Source organism: Pseudomonas sp. TE3728 (genome assembly GCF_056279145.1).
Genome location: NZ_JBWBQT010000001.1, coordinates 6,683,432 through 6,701,152, shown reverse-complemented (window position 1 = coordinate 6,701,152; position 17,721 = coordinate 6,683,432). Strand labels below are relative to the sequence as shown.

General features: G+C 57.3%; 20 protein-coding genes and 1 pseudogene. 9 read left to right on the top strand and 12 right to left on the bottom strand.

Features of this window, described 5'->3' with window-relative positions:
* Nucleotides 1-108 precede the first annotated feature (108 nt).
* Genes ACZ89R_RS29850 through ACZ89R_RS29830 form a run of 5 tightly spaced genes read left to right on the top strand, consistent with a single transcriptional unit; the run spans nucleotide 109 to nucleotide 3,356 of the window.
* Nucleotides 109-420 carry an AMP-binding enzyme gene (locus ACZ89R_RS29850; RefSeq protein ID WP_429547223.1) on the top strand — a complete coding sequence of 104 codons (312 nt, stop codon included), beginning with the start codon at nucleotides 109-111 and terminating at the stop codon, nucleotides 418-420.
* Nucleotides 421-467: 47 nt separating this feature from the next.
* Nucleotides 468-1,298, top strand: a complete 831-nt coding sequence (locus ACZ89R_RS29845) for an alpha/beta hydrolase family protein (RefSeq protein WP_429547930.1) — start codon at nucleotides 468-470, stop codon at nucleotides 1,296-1,298.
* A 4-nt stretch (nucleotides 1,299-1,302) separates the two neighbouring features.
* Complete coding sequence (locus ACZ89R_RS29840; protein ID WP_429547224.1) at nucleotides 1,303-2,037, top strand: nitroreductase family protein; 735 nt, start codon at nucleotides 1,303-1,305, stop codon at nucleotides 2,035-2,037.
* A gap of 40 nt (nucleotides 2,038-2,077) precedes the next feature.
* Entirely contained in the window at nucleotides 2,078-2,911 is an 834-nt protein-coding gene (locus ACZ89R_RS29835; RefSeq protein WP_429547225.1) for an enoyl-CoA hydratase/isomerase family protein, read from the top strand.
* A 7-nt stretch (nucleotides 2,912-2,918) separates the two neighbouring features.
* Nucleotides 2,919-3,356 carry a hypothetical protein gene (locus ACZ89R_RS29830; RefSeq protein WP_429547226.1) on the top strand — a complete coding sequence of 146 codons (438 nt, stop codon included), beginning with the start codon at nucleotides 2,919-2,921 and terminating at the stop codon, nucleotides 3,354-3,356.
* Between the two features lie 130 nt (nucleotides 3,357-3,486).
* On the opposite strand, the pseudogene ACZ89R_RS29825 reads toward ACZ89R_RS29830, so the two are convergent.
* A pseudogene (locus ACZ89R_RS29825) lies at nucleotides 3,487-4,330 on the bottom strand (LysR family transcriptional regulator); the annotation flags it as partial.
* A gap of 453 nt (nucleotides 4,331-4,783) precedes the next feature.
* On the opposite strand from ACZ89R_RS29825, the gene ACZ89R_RS29820 reads away from it, so the two are divergent.
* Both ACZ89R_RS29820 and ACZ89R_RS29815 read left to right on the top strand, forming a co-directional pair.
* Nucleotides 4,784-5,302, top strand: a complete 519-nt coding sequence (locus tag ACZ89R_RS29820) for an isochorismatase family protein (protein ID WP_429547227.1) — start codon at nucleotides 4,784-4,786, stop codon at nucleotides 5,300-5,302.
* A gap of 152 nt (nucleotides 5,303-5,454) precedes the next feature.
* Complete coding sequence (locus ACZ89R_RS29815) at nucleotides 5,455-6,024, top strand: DJ-1/PfpI family protein (RefSeq protein ID WP_429547228.1); 570 nt, start codon at nucleotides 5,455-5,457, stop codon at nucleotides 6,022-6,024.
* 204 nt (nucleotides 6,025-6,228) lie between these two features.
* Here ACZ89R_RS29815 and mqo read toward each other — a convergent pair whose 3' ends face one another.
* From mqo to ACZ89R_RS29800, 3 genes are all read right to left on the bottom strand, one after another.
* On the bottom strand, nucleotides 6,229-7,875 hold the full coding sequence (gene mqo, locus ACZ89R_RS29810) for a malate dehydrogenase (quinone) (RefSeq protein WP_429547229.1): 1,647 nt from the start codon (nucleotides 7,873-7,875) through the stop codon (nucleotides 6,229-6,231).
* A gap of 318 nt (nucleotides 7,876-8,193) precedes the next feature.
* Entirely contained in the window at nucleotides 8,194-8,904 is a 711-nt protein-coding gene (locus tag ACZ89R_RS29805; RefSeq protein ID WP_429547230.1) for a GNAT family N-acetyltransferase, read from the bottom strand.
* A gap of 58 nt (nucleotides 8,905-8,962) precedes the next feature.
* Nucleotides 8,963-9,532 (bottom strand): YceI family protein, encoded by a 570-nt coding sequence (locus ACZ89R_RS29800; protein WP_429547231.1) that lies wholly within the window; start codon nucleotides 9,530-9,532, stop codon nucleotides 8,963-8,965.
* A gap of 256 nt (nucleotides 9,533-9,788) precedes the next feature.
* Here ACZ89R_RS29800 and ACZ89R_RS29795 point away from each other — a divergent pair, with 256 nt between their 5' ends.
* Nucleotides 9,789-10,550, top strand: coding sequence for a hypothetical protein (locus ACZ89R_RS29795; protein WP_429547232.1), 762 nt, complete (start codon nucleotides 9,789-9,791; stop codon nucleotides 10,548-10,550).
* A gap of 36 nt (nucleotides 10,551-10,586) precedes the next feature.
* Here the strand turns inward: ACZ89R_RS29795 and ACZ89R_RS29790 are convergent, their stop codons facing one another.
* From ACZ89R_RS29790 to ACZ89R_RS29755, 8 genes are all read right to left on the bottom strand, one after another.
* Entirely contained in the window at nucleotides 10,587-11,027 is a 441-nt protein-coding gene (locus ACZ89R_RS29790; protein WP_429547233.1) for an SRPBCC family protein, read from the bottom strand.
* Nucleotides 11,028-11,078: 51 nt separating this feature from the next.
* A complete protein-coding gene (locus ACZ89R_RS29785; RefSeq protein WP_429547234.1) occupies nucleotides 11,079-11,708 on the bottom strand; it encodes a Rossmann-fold NAD(P)-binding domain-containing protein in 630 nt (209 codons plus the stop codon).
* Nucleotides 11,709-11,830: 122 nt separating this feature from the next.
* Entirely contained in the window at nucleotides 11,831-12,217 is a 387-nt protein-coding gene (locus tag ACZ89R_RS29780) for a nuclear transport factor 2 family protein (RefSeq protein WP_429547235.1), read from the bottom strand.
* A gap of 29 nt (nucleotides 12,218-12,246) precedes the next feature.
* On the bottom strand, nucleotides 12,247-12,627 hold the full coding sequence (locus tag ACZ89R_RS29775) for a nuclear transport factor 2 family protein (protein WP_429547236.1): 381 nt from the start codon (nucleotides 12,625-12,627) through the stop codon (nucleotides 12,247-12,249).
* A 79-nt stretch (nucleotides 12,628-12,706) separates the two neighbouring features.
* Complete coding sequence (locus tag ACZ89R_RS29770; protein ID WP_429547237.1) at nucleotides 12,707-13,741, bottom strand: aldo/keto reductase; 1,035 nt, start codon at nucleotides 13,739-13,741, stop codon at nucleotides 12,707-12,709.
* Nucleotides 13,734-14,855, bottom strand: a complete 1,122-nt coding sequence (locus ACZ89R_RS29765) for an alkene reductase (RefSeq protein ID WP_429547238.1) — start codon at nucleotides 14,853-14,855, stop codon at nucleotides 13,734-13,736. The genes ACZ89R_RS29770 and ACZ89R_RS29765 overlap by 8 nt, the downstream gene beginning before the upstream one ends.
* A gap of 60 nt (nucleotides 14,856-14,915) precedes the next feature.
* Nucleotides 14,916-16,175 carry a cation:dicarboxylate symporter family transporter gene (locus ACZ89R_RS29760; RefSeq protein ID WP_429547239.1) on the bottom strand — a complete coding sequence of 420 codons (1,260 nt, stop codon included), beginning with the start codon at nucleotides 16,173-16,175 and terminating at the stop codon, nucleotides 14,916-14,918.
* A gap of 113 nt (nucleotides 16,176-16,288) precedes the next feature.
* Entirely contained in the window at nucleotides 16,289-16,714 is a 426-nt protein-coding gene (locus tag ACZ89R_RS29755; protein ID WP_008013629.1) for a VOC family protein, read from the bottom strand.
* A 120-nt stretch (nucleotides 16,715-16,834) separates the two neighbouring features.
* Here ACZ89R_RS29755 and ACZ89R_RS29750 point away from each other — a divergent pair, with 120 nt between their 5' ends.
* The gene (locus ACZ89R_RS29750) at nucleotides 16,835-17,710 is read left to right on the top strand and encodes a LysR family transcriptional regulator (RefSeq protein WP_476241483.1); all 876 of its coding nucleotides are present in this window, start codon (nucleotides 16,835-16,837) and stop codon (nucleotides 17,708-17,710) included.
* Nucleotides 17,711-17,721: the final 11 nt, after the last annotated feature.

Here is a 17,721-nt window from a genome sequence, read left to right as displayed (position 1 = left end):
TGCTGAAGTGCCAAGCACCATTGGAGGAGTTCAACCTCCTCGCTCGCAAGGTTCTTCAACTTTCAGAGCTGTTGCCTCTATCTGCGCCTGGTCGACCGCAAGAAGGAAATGATCATTTCCTCGGGATTCAAAGTCTTCCCCTCGGAGATCGAGCGAGTTCTGAACGCTCACCCAGGGGTGATGGAGTCGGCGGTCGTGTCGGCCCCTGACGAGAAGGCCGGGGAGATACCCATCGCCTACGTCGTTCGTCGCCAACCCAATCTGGAGGAGATCCACGTGATTGCACACTGCGAAAAGCATCTGGTCAGCTACAAACGTCCTCGTCGCATCATCTTCCTGGACGACTTGCCCAAGTGCAATGTCGGCAAGATTCTGTGCAAAGAACTGGTCGGTGCAAAACCGCAGGAGTTTTCTCGGTGATTGATCAGCTCACGCTAGTGGCCGACGACGGCTACCGCCTCGCCGCCATGCGCTATTCAGCACAAGGGGCATTGAAGGGCAACCTCATCATGGCGGGCGCAACGGGTGTACAACAGCGCTTCTATCGCCGCTTTGCCGAGCACGCCAGCAAGCAGGGCTTCAACGTCATGACGGTCGATTACCGAGGTATTGGAAAGTCCAGGCCCAAACGCCTCAAAGGTTTCGAGATGTCATATCTGGATTGGGGATTTCTCGATCTGGCGGCCGCCGTCGAACACATGGACGATGGTACGACTCCCCTGTACTGGATCGGTCACTCCTTTGGTGGGCATGCTCTGGGTCTGCTGCCGAACCATCATAAGATCACTGCAGCCTACTGCTTCGGTACCGGTGCCGGATGGACTGGGTGGATGCCCAAATTCGAGGCCTTCAAGGTTCGCTTGCTGTGGTCGGTCATTTTGCCGCTGATCGTCGCGCGCAAGGGCTATATGGCCTGGAGTCTGCTGGGAATGGGTGATGACCTGCCACTCGGGGTCTACGAAGATTGGCGACGCTGGTGCGCCTACCCTCATTACTTCTTCGACGACCCGTCAATGGCTGCTATCGCACAACTCTATGCAGAGGTGCGCATACCCTGTGTGTTCTCCAACGCCGTAGATGACCCGTGGGCCCCGCCAGCGTCACGCGATGCGTTTGTCAAAGGCTATTGCAATGCTGCAATACACACACGGGATCTGCAGCCCGAATCAAGGAAGAGCCCGATCGGTCACATGGGCTACTTCCGCCCATCTGCCATGCCGATTTGGAACGAAGTACTCGACTGGCTCGCCGCTCAAAAATCCGCAGCGGCGACTCAGCACTGTCTGGCCGAGGCCTGAAAACATGAATTCACTGGCACCTCATTCCAAATTTTCGGAGTCCGCAACGACATTTCGCACCTTGGTGGAAAGCCGGCGAGCTGCACGCCAGTTCACGGCTGAAACAGTCCCCGAAGCGATCATCCGAGACTGTCTGGAACTTGCGACGCTGGCCCCCAGTTCCTGCAACCTGCAGCCATGGTCTTTCCAAGTAGTGCGTGATCCAGCCTGTCTCCAACAACTGCAGTCGGTTTGCCTTGGACAAAGTGCCGCGAAGGCACCTTTGATCATTGCTGTTCTGGCGCGAACGGACGCTTGGGAGCAGGCCTGTGCGGACGTCCTCAAACTATGGCCTGAACCTGCGGTGCCCAGAGTCATTGATCAGTTCTACAAGAGAGCGGCTCCCTACCAGTACAACCAGGGCTGGATGGGCTGGCGTGGTTTTATCAAACGCCAGATGGTAAGGCTGCTCGGTTACAAGCGGCCCATCATGCGCACCCCCAACAGTCTGGCGCAAATGCAACTCTGGGCGGTGAAATCGACAGCGCTGGCGGCACAGAACCTGATGCTGGCATTCCAGAGCCACGGCTACAGCACCTGCCCCATGGAGGGCTTCGATGTGAAGCGCTTGCACAAGGTATTGCCCCTTTCTAAAGGCGCTATTCCCATCATGCTACTGGCGGTGGGAATGCCGGGAGAGCGTGCGATTCGTAATCCCCGATTACGCTTTCCTCTCGGTCAAAACGTGACGTGGCATTGACCCATCCCAACGGCTGAAAACAACAAGAGGACTACCCGTTATGGCCTTTCTTGAGATCGAATACGAAGTGCATGGCCCGATAAGAGTCATCCGCTTCAATCGCCCGGAGAAGCGCAACTGCATCGGCCCCACCACCCACCTGGAACTGGTGGAAGCCTGGACCCGCTTTCGGGACGATCCCGAGGCTCTGGTCGCCATCATCACCGGTGCCGGCGACAAGGCGTTCTGTGCCGGTGGTGATCTTGAAGCAGGTTTTGACTTGGTACCCAGTAGCCCGGACGAGATTGCCGCACACGACCGCGGTGAACGTCCAGGCATTCTCGGACCCAGCCGCTGGACCGATATCTACAAACCGGTGATTGCTGCAGTAAACGGTGCAGCCTATGCCGGTGGCCTGGAATGGGCGTGCTTTGCCGACATGCGCATTGCCGAAGAACACGCCTCCTTTGGCGTGACCTGTCGGCGTTGGAATATCGGTCTCGCCGATGGAGGCAGCCAGCGTCTGCCACGAATAGTGGGAATGGGCCGGGCGATGGAGCTGATACTCACGGGTAAAGTCATCTGCGCTGCAGAAGCCCTCAGCATTGGCCTGGCCAATGAGGTAGTCCCCACAGGGCAGTCGCTGCCACGAGCGATGGAATTGGCACAGTTTCTCTGCAGCCTGCCCCAACCTGCCATACGCTCGGACAAGGAGGCGGCTGTCCGGGGCTACGGCCAGCCCTTGGCGGAAGGCTTGCGCATCGAGGCGCAATGCTTCAACCGCTCCATACATAAAGAAGAAACTCGTGAGGGGTTGCGCCAATTCCTGGAGCGCGACCACCCCGACCGGTCCACCAAAACCATGGCCAAAACACCTGGCCTGGTCAGGGACTGAGGTGACCATGCGATTCGACATCCTGCTTCAGCTGCACCTGTTCGCCGTGGCCTTCTGGCTGGGTGTCGTCGCGGTCGAGTACCTGATCGAGCGAAGTCGTGCGCAGAGCCGCAGCCAAGGGTTCACCGTCGCCAGGCTGCATCGCAAGATTGATTTGTTTTTTGAGATGCCGGCCTTCAGCGTGGTGCTGGTGACCGGGATATTGCTTATCGAGCCTTCACGCTTCGATGGAATCTATGCCCTGAAGGTGTTTGCCGGCGGCATCGCGGTTATCGGCAATCTGCTTTGTCTGGTGCCGGTTCTGAAGCGCCGTGCCGCAGCGGAAAACGACGACCTGTCGGATGTGATCCGTCAATCCAGACTAATCGACATCATTTCCCTGGCGGCTATCCCGGCAGGACTCCTCACGCTGGCTTGCGGTGTTTACCTGATGCTGCAACGCTGAGCCTCTGCTTGGTCAGCACTGCGTACATTCACACAGTGCTGGACCTCCTGAGCCTGTGTTCATGTCCCTTTAACCGCCGCGTAGGCGGTTTTTTTTACGATGCCTTCAAACCAATACTTCATCCTTCACGCTAAAGGTTTCCCGACGCTTTGATGAAGTCTACAAACGCTCTCAGCGGTGAGGGCAGGTAGCGGCGGCCGGGATAGTAGAGAAAGGGCCGGAGAAACTTTGCCACCAAGGTTCGAGCACCGGTTCCAATGCTCCGCTTGCGTATCCAGTCTTCAAATAGGTGGATGATACCCAAGCCGTCGACTGCTGCTTGTACCGCAAGGTCGGCAGCACCACCGATACGCACTACCAACGGCCCGGTGGGATCGAGGCTGATGGTTTCGCCGTTGCGTTCATAATCCCACAACGGCATCGCTCCGCTGGGAAACTTGCCGCGCAGACAGGCGTGATGCAACAGGTCCCGCGGGTGCTGCGGGCGACCGCGAGCGTTGAGGTAGGCCCGAAGCAGCTGTGGCGCAACGTTGCCGGCGCGGACCAATGGGTACGGCGATCATGTCCTGTTCCAAGCGTTCGTCGTAGCGAATACCGGCATCGCAACCGGCCGCCAGTACATCAACAAAGCTTTCCTCGGCGATTACTTCAAGACGAATGTCAGGGTAGGTTTGCAGGAACGGGACGATGATCGATGGCAGCACTAGCCGCGCCGCGCTCAAGGGCACGTTGAGTTTCAAGGTGCCGGAGGGGCGGTCTCGGAAGTCGTTGACTACATCCAGTGCCGACTCCACTTCGCCCAGCGCCGGCACGATGCGCTCCATCAATCGCGCACCGGCTTCGGTGGGTTTTACGCTGCGTGTGGTGCGGTTAAGCAGGCGCACACCTAGCCCGGCCTCCATACGCCGCACCACATCACTGAGGCTGGAGGCGGATTTTCCGCTGAGCCGCGCCCCTTCGCGAAACCCACTTGCAGGAAAACCTTAGCGCCAGTGAGTTGGTGATTACGCCTGAATTGCTGGCGGAGCTGGATAGACTGGCGTAGCGCTAGAGGAGAATCGGGACAGCTTCGCCGGTTGCTGCCTCAACCATTCGTTCTTATAAGTCCATCCGAAATCCAAGGGATAGACACTCCAAATTAAATCGACTCTCAACGGCTGCCCTCGGCCAGAATCGGCCCCCAACGATCAATATAAGAAGTAGCCGTTGTGCAGGTCATGTCCCCTTGCCAACCAGGCACCGTGCGGCTACTGTCGACTTTATGAATCAGTTACGCATTGCCTCGACCACCACTACCACGACCGCCCGAGGCGGGTCGTGAGAGGTGTCGTGAACCAATAACGCACGAACTTCAAAGGCCCGCCAGCGATGGATAGGGCCTTTTCTTTTGCCCTTGTGTCGTTGGTCCAAACGCAAGGAAAAGCACTATGCATGCACTGTTGATTCTCGATATGCAGGTTGGATTGTTTCATGGCCCGGATAAACCATGGGATGGCGAAGCGCTGCTGAATACTTTGAACAGCCTGTTGAGCAAAGCCCGCAGGGCAGGCGCGCCTATTTTTCTTGCTCGCCACGTAGGTCCGCCTGGCTCGCCTATCGAACCTGGGAGCCCGTTGACGCAACTGGTGCAGGAACTGTTACTGGAAGGCGACGAGGTGATCTTCGAAAAAAGCCGACCCAACGCTTTCTACATGACTGATCTGGCCGATCGGTTAAAAGCTTGTGGATCTCAGGGCGTGGTTATTGCCGGAATGAAGACCCAGTATTGTGTCGACAGTACCTGTCGCGCTGCACGAGATCTTGGATTCGATGCGGTGCTGATCGCCGATGGTCATACTTGCGCCGACACTCCTGCGTTGAAGGCCGAAAATATCGTCGCTCATCACAACGCAACCCTGGGCGGCCCATTCTGTCGTGTAGTGCATGCTGAGGACTGGCGTTTCTAACCGGCATTGATAGATCGGCTCAAGACTGGGTCGATCTCCACTTTGGGTCGATTGCAGCCCTTTGCGACCGGTTGAATCCACCACCCAAAGCAGCCCTTGATGTATGTTTGTTGTCGCCATATGTTATTGGCATTCATGGAGGATTCTGACTGATGGCACGCGTGGGATTGATACTGACACCCGGCTTTGCGGACTGGGTATATGCTTTCATTGCTGGAACTGCCTCCCCGTTTTACGGGATCGACGTCAGGTTTTTCGCTTCTGCTATGGGGCAGTTCCGCTCACAGGGTGGATTGGCTGTAACGGTTGATAGCAGTTTGCAACAATGTCTGGACTGGAAACCGGACGTTGTTGTCGTCATTGGAGGAATGGTCTGGGAACGTGCAGAAGCACCGGATATTCGAGACTTTCTTCATGCTAGTCGTTCAAGTGGAGCGACAATTGCCGGTATCTGTGGGGGAACGCTGGCACTTGCGAGGGCCGGGCTTCTCGACACGGTTCCTCATACCTCGAACAGCGCTGACTTCTTACAACAGAATGCCGTAGGTTATGAGGGGCGCACGCTTTATCGAAGCAGTCCAGTGGCTGTGGTTGCAGACCGCATCATAACTGCTCCAGGCCCTGCACCCGTTAGCTTCACCTGCGCAGTGTTCGAAGGTGCCGGGCTATCTTCAGAGATCATTTCTCAGTTCAGGTCAATGTTGGCAGCGGAACATCGGTGACTGCTTGGTCCTACAAAACAGCCGATCAGGTGATGTGTTCGAGTGGCCGCTCATGGCTGATAGCGGAACGTTCATGACTAACCGCTTGCGGCCCGAACGCTGACACGTGAAACGAGATGAATCTGCCCCTTGCAGAAAACACTCCCCCACAAAAAAGCCCACTGACCGTCACCGATCCAGTGGGCTTTGCGATTACGCTTCTACTTACAAAGCCATATCCGTCGCAGCATTAGCCTTCGGCGCCTTGGCCGGAGCAGCCGGAGCAGCAGCCGTAGCCGCCACCTGACCAATCGCCGGCGGCGGAGTCAGCTCCAGCACCTTGGAGGTGTAAGCCCACTCTTGAGCCACTTTCTCAGGGTTGCTGTTCAGCTGAGTGCCATAGCTAGGCACGATCTGGTGCAGCTTTTCCTGCCAGGCTTGCGAGGCAACCTTGTCCTTGAACACTTTCTGCAGCACGGTCAGCATGATCGGTGCGGCAGTCGATGCACCCGGCGATGCACCCAGCAGGCCGGCGATGGTGCCGTCTGCGGAAGCAACGATTTCGGTGCCCAACTTCAGCACGCCACCGGCAGCTTCATCACGCTTGATGATTTGCACGCGTTGGCCGGCTTGCCACAGGCGCCAGTCTTCGGCTTTGGCGTTCGGGAAGTATTCTTTCAGGGCGTTGAGGCGGTCTTCGTCAGACAGCATCAGTTGGCCTGCAAGGTACTCGACCAGCGGGTATTCCTTGATGCCGACCTTGGTCATTGGCCACACGTTGTGTGTGGTGGTGGTGGTCAGCAGGTCCAGGTACGAGCCTTCTTTGAGGAACTTGGTGCTGAAGGTCGCGAATGGGCCAAACAGGATGACGCGCTTGCCGTCCAGGACACGGGTGTCCAGGTGCGGAACCGACATGGGCGGTGCGCCAACGGAGGCTTTGCCGTAGGCCTTGGCCAGGTGTTGCTCGGCAATGGTCGGGTTTTCGGTCACGAGGAACGAGCCGCCAACCGGGAAGCCTGCGTATTCCTGGGCTTCAGGAATGCCGGACTTCTGCAGCAGGTGCAGTGCACCGCCGCCCGCGCCGATGAAGACGAACTTGGCGTCGGTTTCGGTTTTGGTGCCGTCTTTCAGGTTTTTGTAGCTGACGCGCCAGCTGCCGTCTTCGTTCTTGGTGATGTCTTGCACTTCGCTAGACAGTTTCAAGTCGAACTTCGGCGTGGTTTGCAGGTGCGCGACGAACTGGCGGGTGATCTCGCCAAAGTTCATGTCGGTACCGAGCGGGCTCCAGGTGGCCGCGACTTTCTGGTTCGGGTCACGCCCTTCCATCATCAGCGGAACCCACTTCTTGATGACAGCCGGGTCTTCGGAGTACTGCATGCCGGCGAACAGCGGGCTCGCTTGCAGGGCTTCGTAGCGTTTCTTCAGGAACTTGATGTTGTCATCGCCCCACACAAAGCTCATGTGCGGAGTGGAGTTGATGAACGAACGCGGGTTCTTCAGCACGCCTTGCTGAACTTGCCAGGCCCAGAACTGACGGGAGATCTGGAAGGCTTCGTTGATTTCAACGGCTTTCGCGATCTGAACGTTGCCCTTGTCATCTTCCGGGGTGTAGTTCAACTCGGCCAGGGCGGAGTGACCGGTACCGGCGTTGTTCCAGCCGTTGGAGCTTTCCTGGGCGACGCCGTCGAGGCGTTCGACCATTTCCATCGACAGACCAGGTTCCAGCTCATTGAGCCAGACACCCAGCGTTGCACTCATGATGCCGCCGCCAATGAGCAGCACATCGACTTTCTTTGCCTCTTCCGCGTGAACGGACGTGATCCCCATCGACAAAGCCAGCCCCAGCAGGGCCGTGTTCAGTTTCTTAAACATCTGTAGCACCTATGATAAACGCCATCCGCCTCCAATCCTCAACATGAGCAACCCAAGAGTACGGGTACGCAGGCAGCGTGCCATGGGTTCCTGCACTTACAAGGATTTGAAGGTGGGCACACAAGGCCGACGTGTCTCCATCGACCTCAGTTATATGTCCCTCGTGCACTGACTTTTTATCATTATTGGCTCAGTTACTTGAGCGACATTGATTCTGTCGGACGTCTATGGACGTACGAACCGAATAAGTCAAACCAAGTTAATGCGACAGAATATCACGCCTCGACCAGCCTGCGCGCCCCGAAAGGACTCAACAGTCTAGACGGGACGGGGTCCGCGACCGGCGTCTTTGCTCAAACGATCCAGCACAAACGCCTTGGCATTGCGCGTCATCTGGTCGAGATGCCGGTCGCGCTGCTTCTCCGCATCGATCATCGCCCGCTTGCCGTGTTTGTGCAGCAGATACGTATGTATCTGCCGCACCTCCAGAGAACTGTAGATTGATGTGACATCCAGTAAGCCCATCAAGCCTTCGGTGCCGTGATCACGGGTGTTCATCAGTACCTGAGTGCCACGCACGCCCAGCACCTGGAAGCCCATCGACTCGAACCAGGGCACCTTGGCGACGGTGCAGGTCAGTTCGGCATGCGGGTAGCGATCGAGCATGTCTTGCAGCATCGCCCGGGCGACGCCCCGCCGCCGGTGGCTGGCCTGCACCGCCATGTACGCCACGCCGCACGCCTCGGGGTCGTCCTTGACCGGCAGGTACAGCAGAAAGCCGATGACCTGCTCAGGGTCTTCATCATCCGTGGCGACGATCAGTTCGACCGCAATGCCTTTGGCGCCGCCGAGCGCTTCGAGGTAGAGATGAACCTCATAGCCCACCGCGTATTGATAGACGTTGTACAACGGGTTGCTCGGCGCGATGCCCACCATGCTGATGTCGGTCAGGTTGTCGACGACCATCTGCAGAATCTGGCTGTTGATGGGCTCTGGGCATGGGGTGGCAAAGTGGGTGAGCTGGGGCATTGCGTTTTAGACTCCGGGTTAAGCCCGCTATTGTCACAGATCGAGCCCTCGCAGGAAATCAACGCTCGGGCGCGACGATGCGGAAGCGGATGTTGATGTCGTTGGAGACAACATTGTCCGCCCACTCCCCTTCGCCGATCTTGAAGTCCCTGCGTTTCACGATGATGTCGCCATCGAAGATGCCAATGGCCTTCTCCGGCTTCAGCAATACCTTGACCTGCAACTCACGCGTCATGCCCCTGAGCGTGAGATTGCCGGTGATCAAGTAGCGATGGCCGCCCAGCGCTTTCACCCCGGTTGATTCAAAGGTCGCCACCGGATACTCCGCCGTGTTGAACCAGGCAGGCTTTTGCAGCTCGCTGTTGGCGTCGCTGCCCCCGGCGTCGATGCTGGCAAGGTCGATGGTCATCTTGGCGTGGGCCGCGGTGGGGTTCGCCGTGTCGAAATCGAGCGTGGCGTCGAACTTGCCGAAGGTGCCATACGCCCTGGAGCCGAACTGGTTATAGGTGAAAGAGATCTTGCTGGCGGTGGTGTTCACCTGGGTGTATTCGACGGCGTGGGCGCAGGGCAAGGTGCCGACCAGGAGAATGGCGAGCAATGCGGCGAAACGCGGGAATCGAGGGGGCATGGGATTCTCCGGTTGAAGCGCCCTTCAGGAATTGAAGTACCGCACCGACGTGGCTGCGATAGCTGGACTTAAGCAAATAATCGTTGGTTATTCCAGTGCAGCCGTACCGCGCGCCTTTACCCACAGCGCCATTACTGGATAATGGCATCCCGCCACAATCAGGCCCCTGACCTTGATATTTCAAGGTTTTCTATTCTACAGCCTGACAGTCGCCTTCAAGGACGGACGATCGGCTACGAAACAAGGAGTCAACACAGTGATATCCCCGCAAGATTCAGCAATACCGCTTACCCGCACTCAGAAATTCACTTCATTGATCACCCGCGGCATGGCAGGGCTCAGTATCGTGCTGGGCGCCATGTGGGCGTTAATCACTTATGCGGTGCCGGACCCCAGCGTGTTCGGCTTCAGCTTCATCAGTTGGAAAAACGTGGTATTGCTGGTGAGTACCTTTCTGTTTCTGGGAACCGTTTCAATCGGCTGGCAGATTCGTAACTTCACACCGATGCTGCGCGGAACGCTGCAGTTTTTCATGGTCGCCGGCTTGTCTTTCGGCTTTTTTATCCTCGGCACCGAATACGCCAAGCCCTCTTTCGAATTCGCCAAACTGCAAGCCAAGATCGTCGAAAACGAAGGCAACAACCTGCTCGGCAAGCGCATGGAAGTGCTGGATAACGTACGCATCGAATTGGAGGGCTGCGAAAATATCGGCCGTTTGCCCACCTGTACGTTTGAACTGACCAACCTGAACGTGGACCGCAGCTTTCGCTTCGATGACGGCACCCGGCTGTTTGACGAGTCCGGCGGTCCGCTCGAGTTCGAGTCGATCCGGGTGGGCCAGGTCGAGGACAGCGCCCGGCTACGCTTTCAGCTGATTCGCAACGTACCTACCCGAGTGACGCTGATCTTCCAGCAGAGCAACAGCAAGCTGAGCAAAACGCCTGCGATCAAACTGGCGTTTCGGGATGGGAATGATGAGACGCTTACCGTCAAATTCAGTGAGATTGTAATGCGCTAGGTGCAGGAATAAAGGCTCTTCACTGTCTGGTTCAGCTCAGCTCTGCCCCAGGAATGTCTGGAGGCTGTGATGCCCCTCGACGATCAACTCCCGAATAACTTCCTGGTACTGTTCTGCCCTACTCGGTTCGCGCAGCTCAAAGCTGGCGGACCAACTGATAAACGCCTTGGACTGGCCTGTCAGGGGCGCCAGTTTCACGGTGGCCACGTAATTATCCAAGGGTAATGGCGCCTCTTCGAAGCGGTATGAGAATGTCAGATTGCGGTCATCGACTGACAACAAACGCTCCCTGACGACCGCGCCATCGGCCAATACGAGTTTGCGAATGCAACCCACCATGCCATCAGGCTGGTTGTCCTCAATGCCGCTTTCGACAATCGTCGGATGCCACCTTTGAATCTCGCCAAACTTCTTCAACACGCTCCACGCGTGTGCTGCGTCACTGTCCAGAACAGCGGAAAATTCAACCATCGGCATTTGTGTTCCTCCTAGAAAAAACCTGCTTAAAAACCCCCACCGAACCTGTACTCAAATGCAGCGTTCGGAGGAGATGACATGAATGCCCGGCGCGCGCTCAAGGGCGGACTCGAGTAACGCTCGGGCGATCCGCGACGCGGGGTTAAGTCGCCAGCGAGCGGGCAACAGCCGTCCGGTCAGGCCAAGTGCGCAAACCAGAGCACACTCACCCAATCGCAACTCGTCCCGCTGCCCACCGATGACGCCGGGCCTTACATAGGTGAGTGAGTCAAAGCCAAGCCCGGCCAGATGCATCTCCAGTTCGCCCTTCACTCGGTTGTAGAAGAAACGCGAAGTCGGATTCGCCCCGATGGCCGAATTGAGTACATATGCTGAGGTGCCATGCCGCTTGGCCAAGCGCGCCACATGCATCGGGTACTCGAGATCGACGCGTCGAAAGGCGTCTCTCGAACCGGCACTGCGCATCGTTGTGCCCAAGGTGCAGATCACGGCATCGGCCTGCCACCAGTCAACCGTTTCGGGCAAAATGTCGAAATCGACCAGAGGCGCCTGCAGCTTGGGATGAGCGACAAGTGCCCGGCGAACCGGAGCTACCACACGACTGATACGTGGATCGGCGAGCGCCAGTTTCAGCACCTCTCGCCCTACAAGCCCAGTGGAGCCAACCAAAACCAACTTCATTGCGAATACCGCTGGTCGAGTCCGCCCGCGCCGATGATAAAAACGTCACTCACGATCGCTTCTCCCCTTGGTGATGGACGAACTCCGGTCCCGGCACTGCCTCAACCGGGACCGGTGGACGCTCAACCTTCGAACTGGTGATAGACCTTGGCGATGACCTTCCAGGCACCATCGATTTTGATCAGGGTCAGGTAATCGTTGTAGTCGGCACCGATCGCATCCTTCTCCATATCAACACGCACAACAGCGGACGTCGGCGTGATCGCCAGTACGTCGAGACGGGTCGTAATGTTGGGGGCACTGCCGTTTTTCTGAACGAAATCAAACAGGTTTTTGATCGGGCCGCCGAGCAGTTGGCCATTAGTGAAGCCATACATCACCGCGTCTTGGTGGAATGCCTTCGCGACACCTTCCGTACTACCCGCCCGCAGTCCTTCAACGTATTGATTGGCGACTGCAATGACGGCGCTGTACTCGGCGGTCGGTACTGCCTTGATGTTCTTTGACATGGTGCTCTCCTTTCAGTGAGTACGAGGGATCAGGCGTTCGGATGGGTGTGGTAGATCTTGCTGACGATGGTCCACTTGCCCTCTACCTTCAGCAGGTTGAAGAAGTCGGTGAAGCGGAATCCGGAAACGTTGTCGGTATCGACCCGCGCACTGGCAGCCGTGCCGACGATGTCGATGCGTACGATGGCGGCTTTGGCTTCCGGGGACGGACGGAACGCGGTGTCGATGACGTCATAGAGATTCTGGATCGCGCCGCCGACGAGCTTGTCGCCATCGACGCCAAACATGGTGGCCTGCTCGTTGAAGGCGGGCTTCATCAGTGCGCTATCGGCCTTCGCGCCACCTTCGTTGTACTGGTTAAGCACCTCGACAATCGCGTTGTATTCCTGAACGTAAGTAAGACTGCTCATTGCATGACTCCTGATAAGTAACTGACACGGGATTAGTTTTTTTCGCTCTCATGCGCGGTTGCAAGGCGCCGGCCTGCAATCATTCAACCGGCGCTTTTTCGGGGATCAAGCCGTGCACTTTCAACGTTTCCCAGAAGGCCTTGGGGGCTGATCTGGACGCCGCTTGAAGATTCGTGCTGACGGCCTCTGCGTTCTGCACACCGAGCAACACCGTGCTGACGGCGGGGTGCAATTTGACGAACTCGATCGCGGCGGACACGAGTTCGACATTGAACGCATCGCACACTTTTTCGATGCTCCTGACGCGCGTCAGGATGTCCTCGGGGACGGTGTTGTAGTCATACGTCAGGTTGCCGGCTTTCGTTCCTGTCGCCAGAATTCCCGAGTTGAAAACACCTGCCGCGATGATCGAGACATTGCGCTTTTGGAGTTCGTCAAAGGCACCGTCCAACGGCGCGTGATTGAGCAATGAGTAGCGCCCGGCAATCAGTGCACAATCGAAGTCGAACTCGGACGAGGCGCGAAGTACCGAATCGGTGTCGTTTACGCCGAGGCCAACGGCCGATATATAGCCGCCTCCGCGCAACTCATCGAGCGCCCGGTAGCCACCGCTTTTATTGAGCTGATCCCAATAGATGGCGGCCTGATCGCCGTGCCAGGCTTCGCCCACATCATGCAAAAGCAGAACGTCGATGAAGTCTTGCCCCAGGCGAAACTGGCTGTCTTCGAACGAACGCATGATGCCGTCGTAGGAGTAGTCGTACTCCGCCACAAAGGGCAGCGGCTCGACCCAATCAATTGCATATCGCCCCTTCACTTCCCTGAAGCGATTGGCGGGCTTCAGAATCCGGCCAGCCTTGGTGCTGAGCGTTACGTGTTGGCGAATTCCCAGCTCTCGGATCGCATGCCCCAAGTAATACTCGGCCTTGCCATGCCCATAGAACGGCGCTGCGTCGAAGTGTTGGATGCCTCCTTCGAAAGCCACACCGATGGCTTCTTCGAACTGGCGATAGTTGACGTGGTTGTTGAAGCCCGCCATGCCGACGGTGCCCAGCCCGATGGGGCTGACCAGCGCCTGGGATTTGCCGAGTGGAGTTTTCCGTTGATCAGACATTCACTTCACCTCCAGCGTCGGTGGTGGGCCAGTCGGTGTAACCCTCTGCCCCACCGCCGTAGTAAGCCTCACGGGGTGCAACGACCAACTCGAAGCCAAAGCGCAGACGCTCGACCAGATCCGGGTTGGCGATAAAAGGTCGGCCGAATGCGACGGCATCGACCTTGCCTTGCGCGCGCCGCGAAACGGCCAGATCAAGGTCATAACCGTTGTTGCCAATGTACGGGCCGTCGAACAACGCCCGTAGCGCGTCCAGGTCAATGCCTTCCGGTACATCGCGAGATGTGGCGGTGGCCCCTTCGACGATATGCAGATAAGCCAGTTGGAACGCGTTCAGTCGCTTGATCAGATAGCCGTAGGTGACCATGACGTTGCTGTCGGGCGGTGTATTGCCCGCGTCCGGCGTCACCGGCGAGAGGCGGATGCCAACCCGGTCGCTGCCCCAGATCGCGACCACGGCTTCGGTGACTTCGAGGGTCAACCGAGTCCGGTTCTCGATGGAACCGCCGTATTGGTCGGTGCGCTGATTGGTGGAATCGCGCAAGAACTGGTCTAGCAGATAGCTGTTGGCAGAGTGAACTTCAACGCCGTCGAAGCCTGCGCGTTTTGCACATTTTGCTGCGTGCTTGTACTGCTCGATGATGCCCGGGATCTCCGATGTCTCCAGAGCGCGGGGCATGGACACTTCAACCACGCCGTTGGCGGTGTAGGTGGTGCCTTGGGCTTTGATCGCCGATGGCGCCACCGGAAGTGCGCCATCCGGTTGCAGGTCTACGTGGGAGAAGCGTCCCACGTGCCACAGCTGGCAAACGATTCGCCCCCCCGCGGCATGGACGGCATCGGTCACCTTCTTCCAGCCAGCCACCTGCTCTGGCGTCCAGATACCAGGGGTCATGGCATAGCCGCGACCCTGGGCGGAAATATTGGTGGCCTCGCTGATAAGCAGTCCGGCGCTGGCCCGCTGGGCGTAGTAAGTGGCATGCAGTTCGTCAGGCACACCGTCTTCACCCATGCGGCTACGGGTGACTGGCGCCATGACAATACGGTTGGGGAGATCGAATGCGCCCATTCGGTACGCAGAAAAAAGATCGGCTCTCAGGCTGTTATCGGTCATGTTTTACCTCGAATAAAAGACCAGAGCCATCGCCCGGGGTTGGCCGACGGCTCTTCATGGCTAGGTTTTCTGCACCACCCGGGCTACACCTGAAGGCTCAATGCTGACCTTTTCCCACTTGGCGATGACCAAGGGTGCAATCGCATTGCCCAGCACGTTCAGGGTGGTGGTACCGCTGTCGATAATCCGGAAGATGCCGGCAATCAGTGCGACCCCTTCCAATGGAAGACCGGCGGATGCCAAGGTGGCGGACAGGATGATGATGGCGAAGCCGGGAACCCCGGCGGCCCCTTTGGAGGTCAGCACCATCGTCACCACCAGCAGTATCTGCTGGGACAGCGACAGGTCGATCCCATAGAGTTGCGCGACAAAAATCGTTGCTACGCCGAGGAAGATCGACGCGCCATCCAGGTTGAATGCATACCCCACCGGCACCACGAAACTGACGATACGGCGCGGCACGCCATAGTGTTCCAGCTTGCTCATCAGCTGCGGCATGACTGACGCCGATGCGGCGCTGGAGAACGCCAGAATCAGCTCATTACGGAAGTACTTGATGAGTTTGAAAATATTCTCGCCAATCAGGTAGCAAATACCGCCCAGCACCACCAGCGCAAAGACAATCAGTGCCAGGTAAACCACACCGATCAACTTGAGCAAAGGCAAGAGTGAGGCAAAACCGAAGGTCGCCACGGTAGCGCCGATCATGCCGAACACCCCGATCGGCGCATAAGCCATGACAATACTGACGACCTTGAACATGGCATCAGAGATGCCTTGAACCACCGCCACCACCGGTGCGCTTTTTTCTCTGGGGAGCGAGTTCAATGCCAGGCCAAACAACACGGCGAAGAACAGTACCGAGAGCAACTTCGCTTCCGACATTGCGACAAAAACGTTATCGGGAACGATGTTTTGCAGGATGACGAGAGCGCCCTTCGAAGGCTCCATGTTGACCGACGCAGTACTGTGGGAAATGCCCGAAATATCAGTGCCCGTGCCGGGCTCGAAGATATTGGCGAAACACAGCCCCATCACAATGGCCAGGCCGGTAATCGCGAAGAAATACCCCAGCGACTTGACGCCCATGCGCCCAAAAGACTTGTTATCACCGCCGCCGGCAATCCCCAGAATCATGCAACAGAACACAATGGGAACCACGACCATCTTCATCATCTTGATGAAGATATCGCCAAGGGGTTTGAGGACTTCAGAACTGATCCACCCTTGATACTGCGGGTGTGTATTGAAGTACCAACCGACGAGCACGCCAAGCAACAGCCCGGCAACTATTTGCCAAACCAAAGGGATACGTTTCATGTCTAGCCTTCTTGTTGGAATGAAAGGACTGCGTTACGTAGCAGTTGCTAGAGTCATGAGCTTCCAGCTCACTTGAAATCGAATGGCACAACAAGGTTGTGCCATTACTTCTATTACTTGGCGAAGAGCTGGCTCATATCCTTGAACGCCTTGAACTCAAGTGCGTTGCCACACGGATCGAACAGGAACATGGTGGCTTGTTCGCCGACCTGCCCCTTGAATCGAATGTAGGGCTCGATCACAAACTCGGTACCAAAGGACTTCAGGCGCTCGGCCAGGGCTTCCCACTGCTGCCACTCCAGGATGATGCCGAAGTGCGGAACGGGGACGTCGTGCCCGTCTACCGGATTGCTATGCACGCTCTCCTGAGAAGCAGTCTTTGGGTGCTCATGAATAACCAGTTGGTGACCGTAGAAATCAAAGTCGACCCACTGCGTGCTGGAGCGACCCTCTTGCAGCCCGAACACTTCACCGTAAAAGGTGCGTGCCGCCGCGAGGTCATAAACAGGGATCGCCAGGTGAAAAGGAGAAAGGCTCATCGGAACTCCAATCAAGGTGTTTTTATCGGTTTTGTTTTTGAGAACGGAGCCAATCGTAGAGCCGCAGACCAAACAAAAAAATCAATATATATTTCTTAGAAACACAATTAATATTTGTGAATGATCAAAGAACTGAAAACACTTATCGCCGTCGCACGGGAAGGCACCTTTGCCGCTGCCGGCAACAGGATCGGGCTGACGCAGGCCGCCGTGAGCGCCCAGATGCAACGTCTGGAGGCCGAGCTGGGTTTCCAGATTTTCGACCGCAAGGGCCGCTCGGCTCACCTGAACAGGATGGGGCATCAGATACTTCTGCAGGCGCAGGAGCTGCTTCGCCTTTATGACAATCTGGGTTCCACCACGGTTGGGCTGCCGGCCAGCGTGCTGGTGAACATCGGCGCCATCGCTTCCGTGCAGCGCTCGTTCTTGCCGGATGCGCTCGCCAGATTTCACCAGCAATGTCCGCAATGCCGAACCCGTGTGATCCCGGGCCTGTCGATGGAGTTGGTCAACCTGGTGGATGCCGGCGAGATCGACATGGCGGTGATCATTCGCCCGCCCTTCTCGCTGCAAAGCGATCTGCGCTGGACGACTCTGGCACTTGAGCCCTACCGGCTGATCGTTCCGCGCGATGTGCCCGGAGAAGACTGGTCGGCACTGCTTTCCAGCCAACCCTTCATTCGCTATGACCGGTCATCGTTCGGCGGCAGGCAGGTCGATCGCTTCTTGCGGCAGATGCATTTCACCTTGCGTGAAGTGTGCGAGCTGGATGAACTGGAGGCCATTATCAAGCTGGTCGAAAATGGCGTCGGTGTAGCGCTGGTGCCGCAGACGGCGACCCATCAGGATTGGCCGGCCGGGGTGCGTGCGCTGGACTTGGGGCCACACACCTTTCATCGTGATATCGGCCTCGTCCATCGGGCTCGGCAAAGTTTTACCGAGCCGGTACGGGTATTGGCCCAACTTATTAGTGAGCAGGTTCAGAGCGGCGCTTGAATCAAATCTGC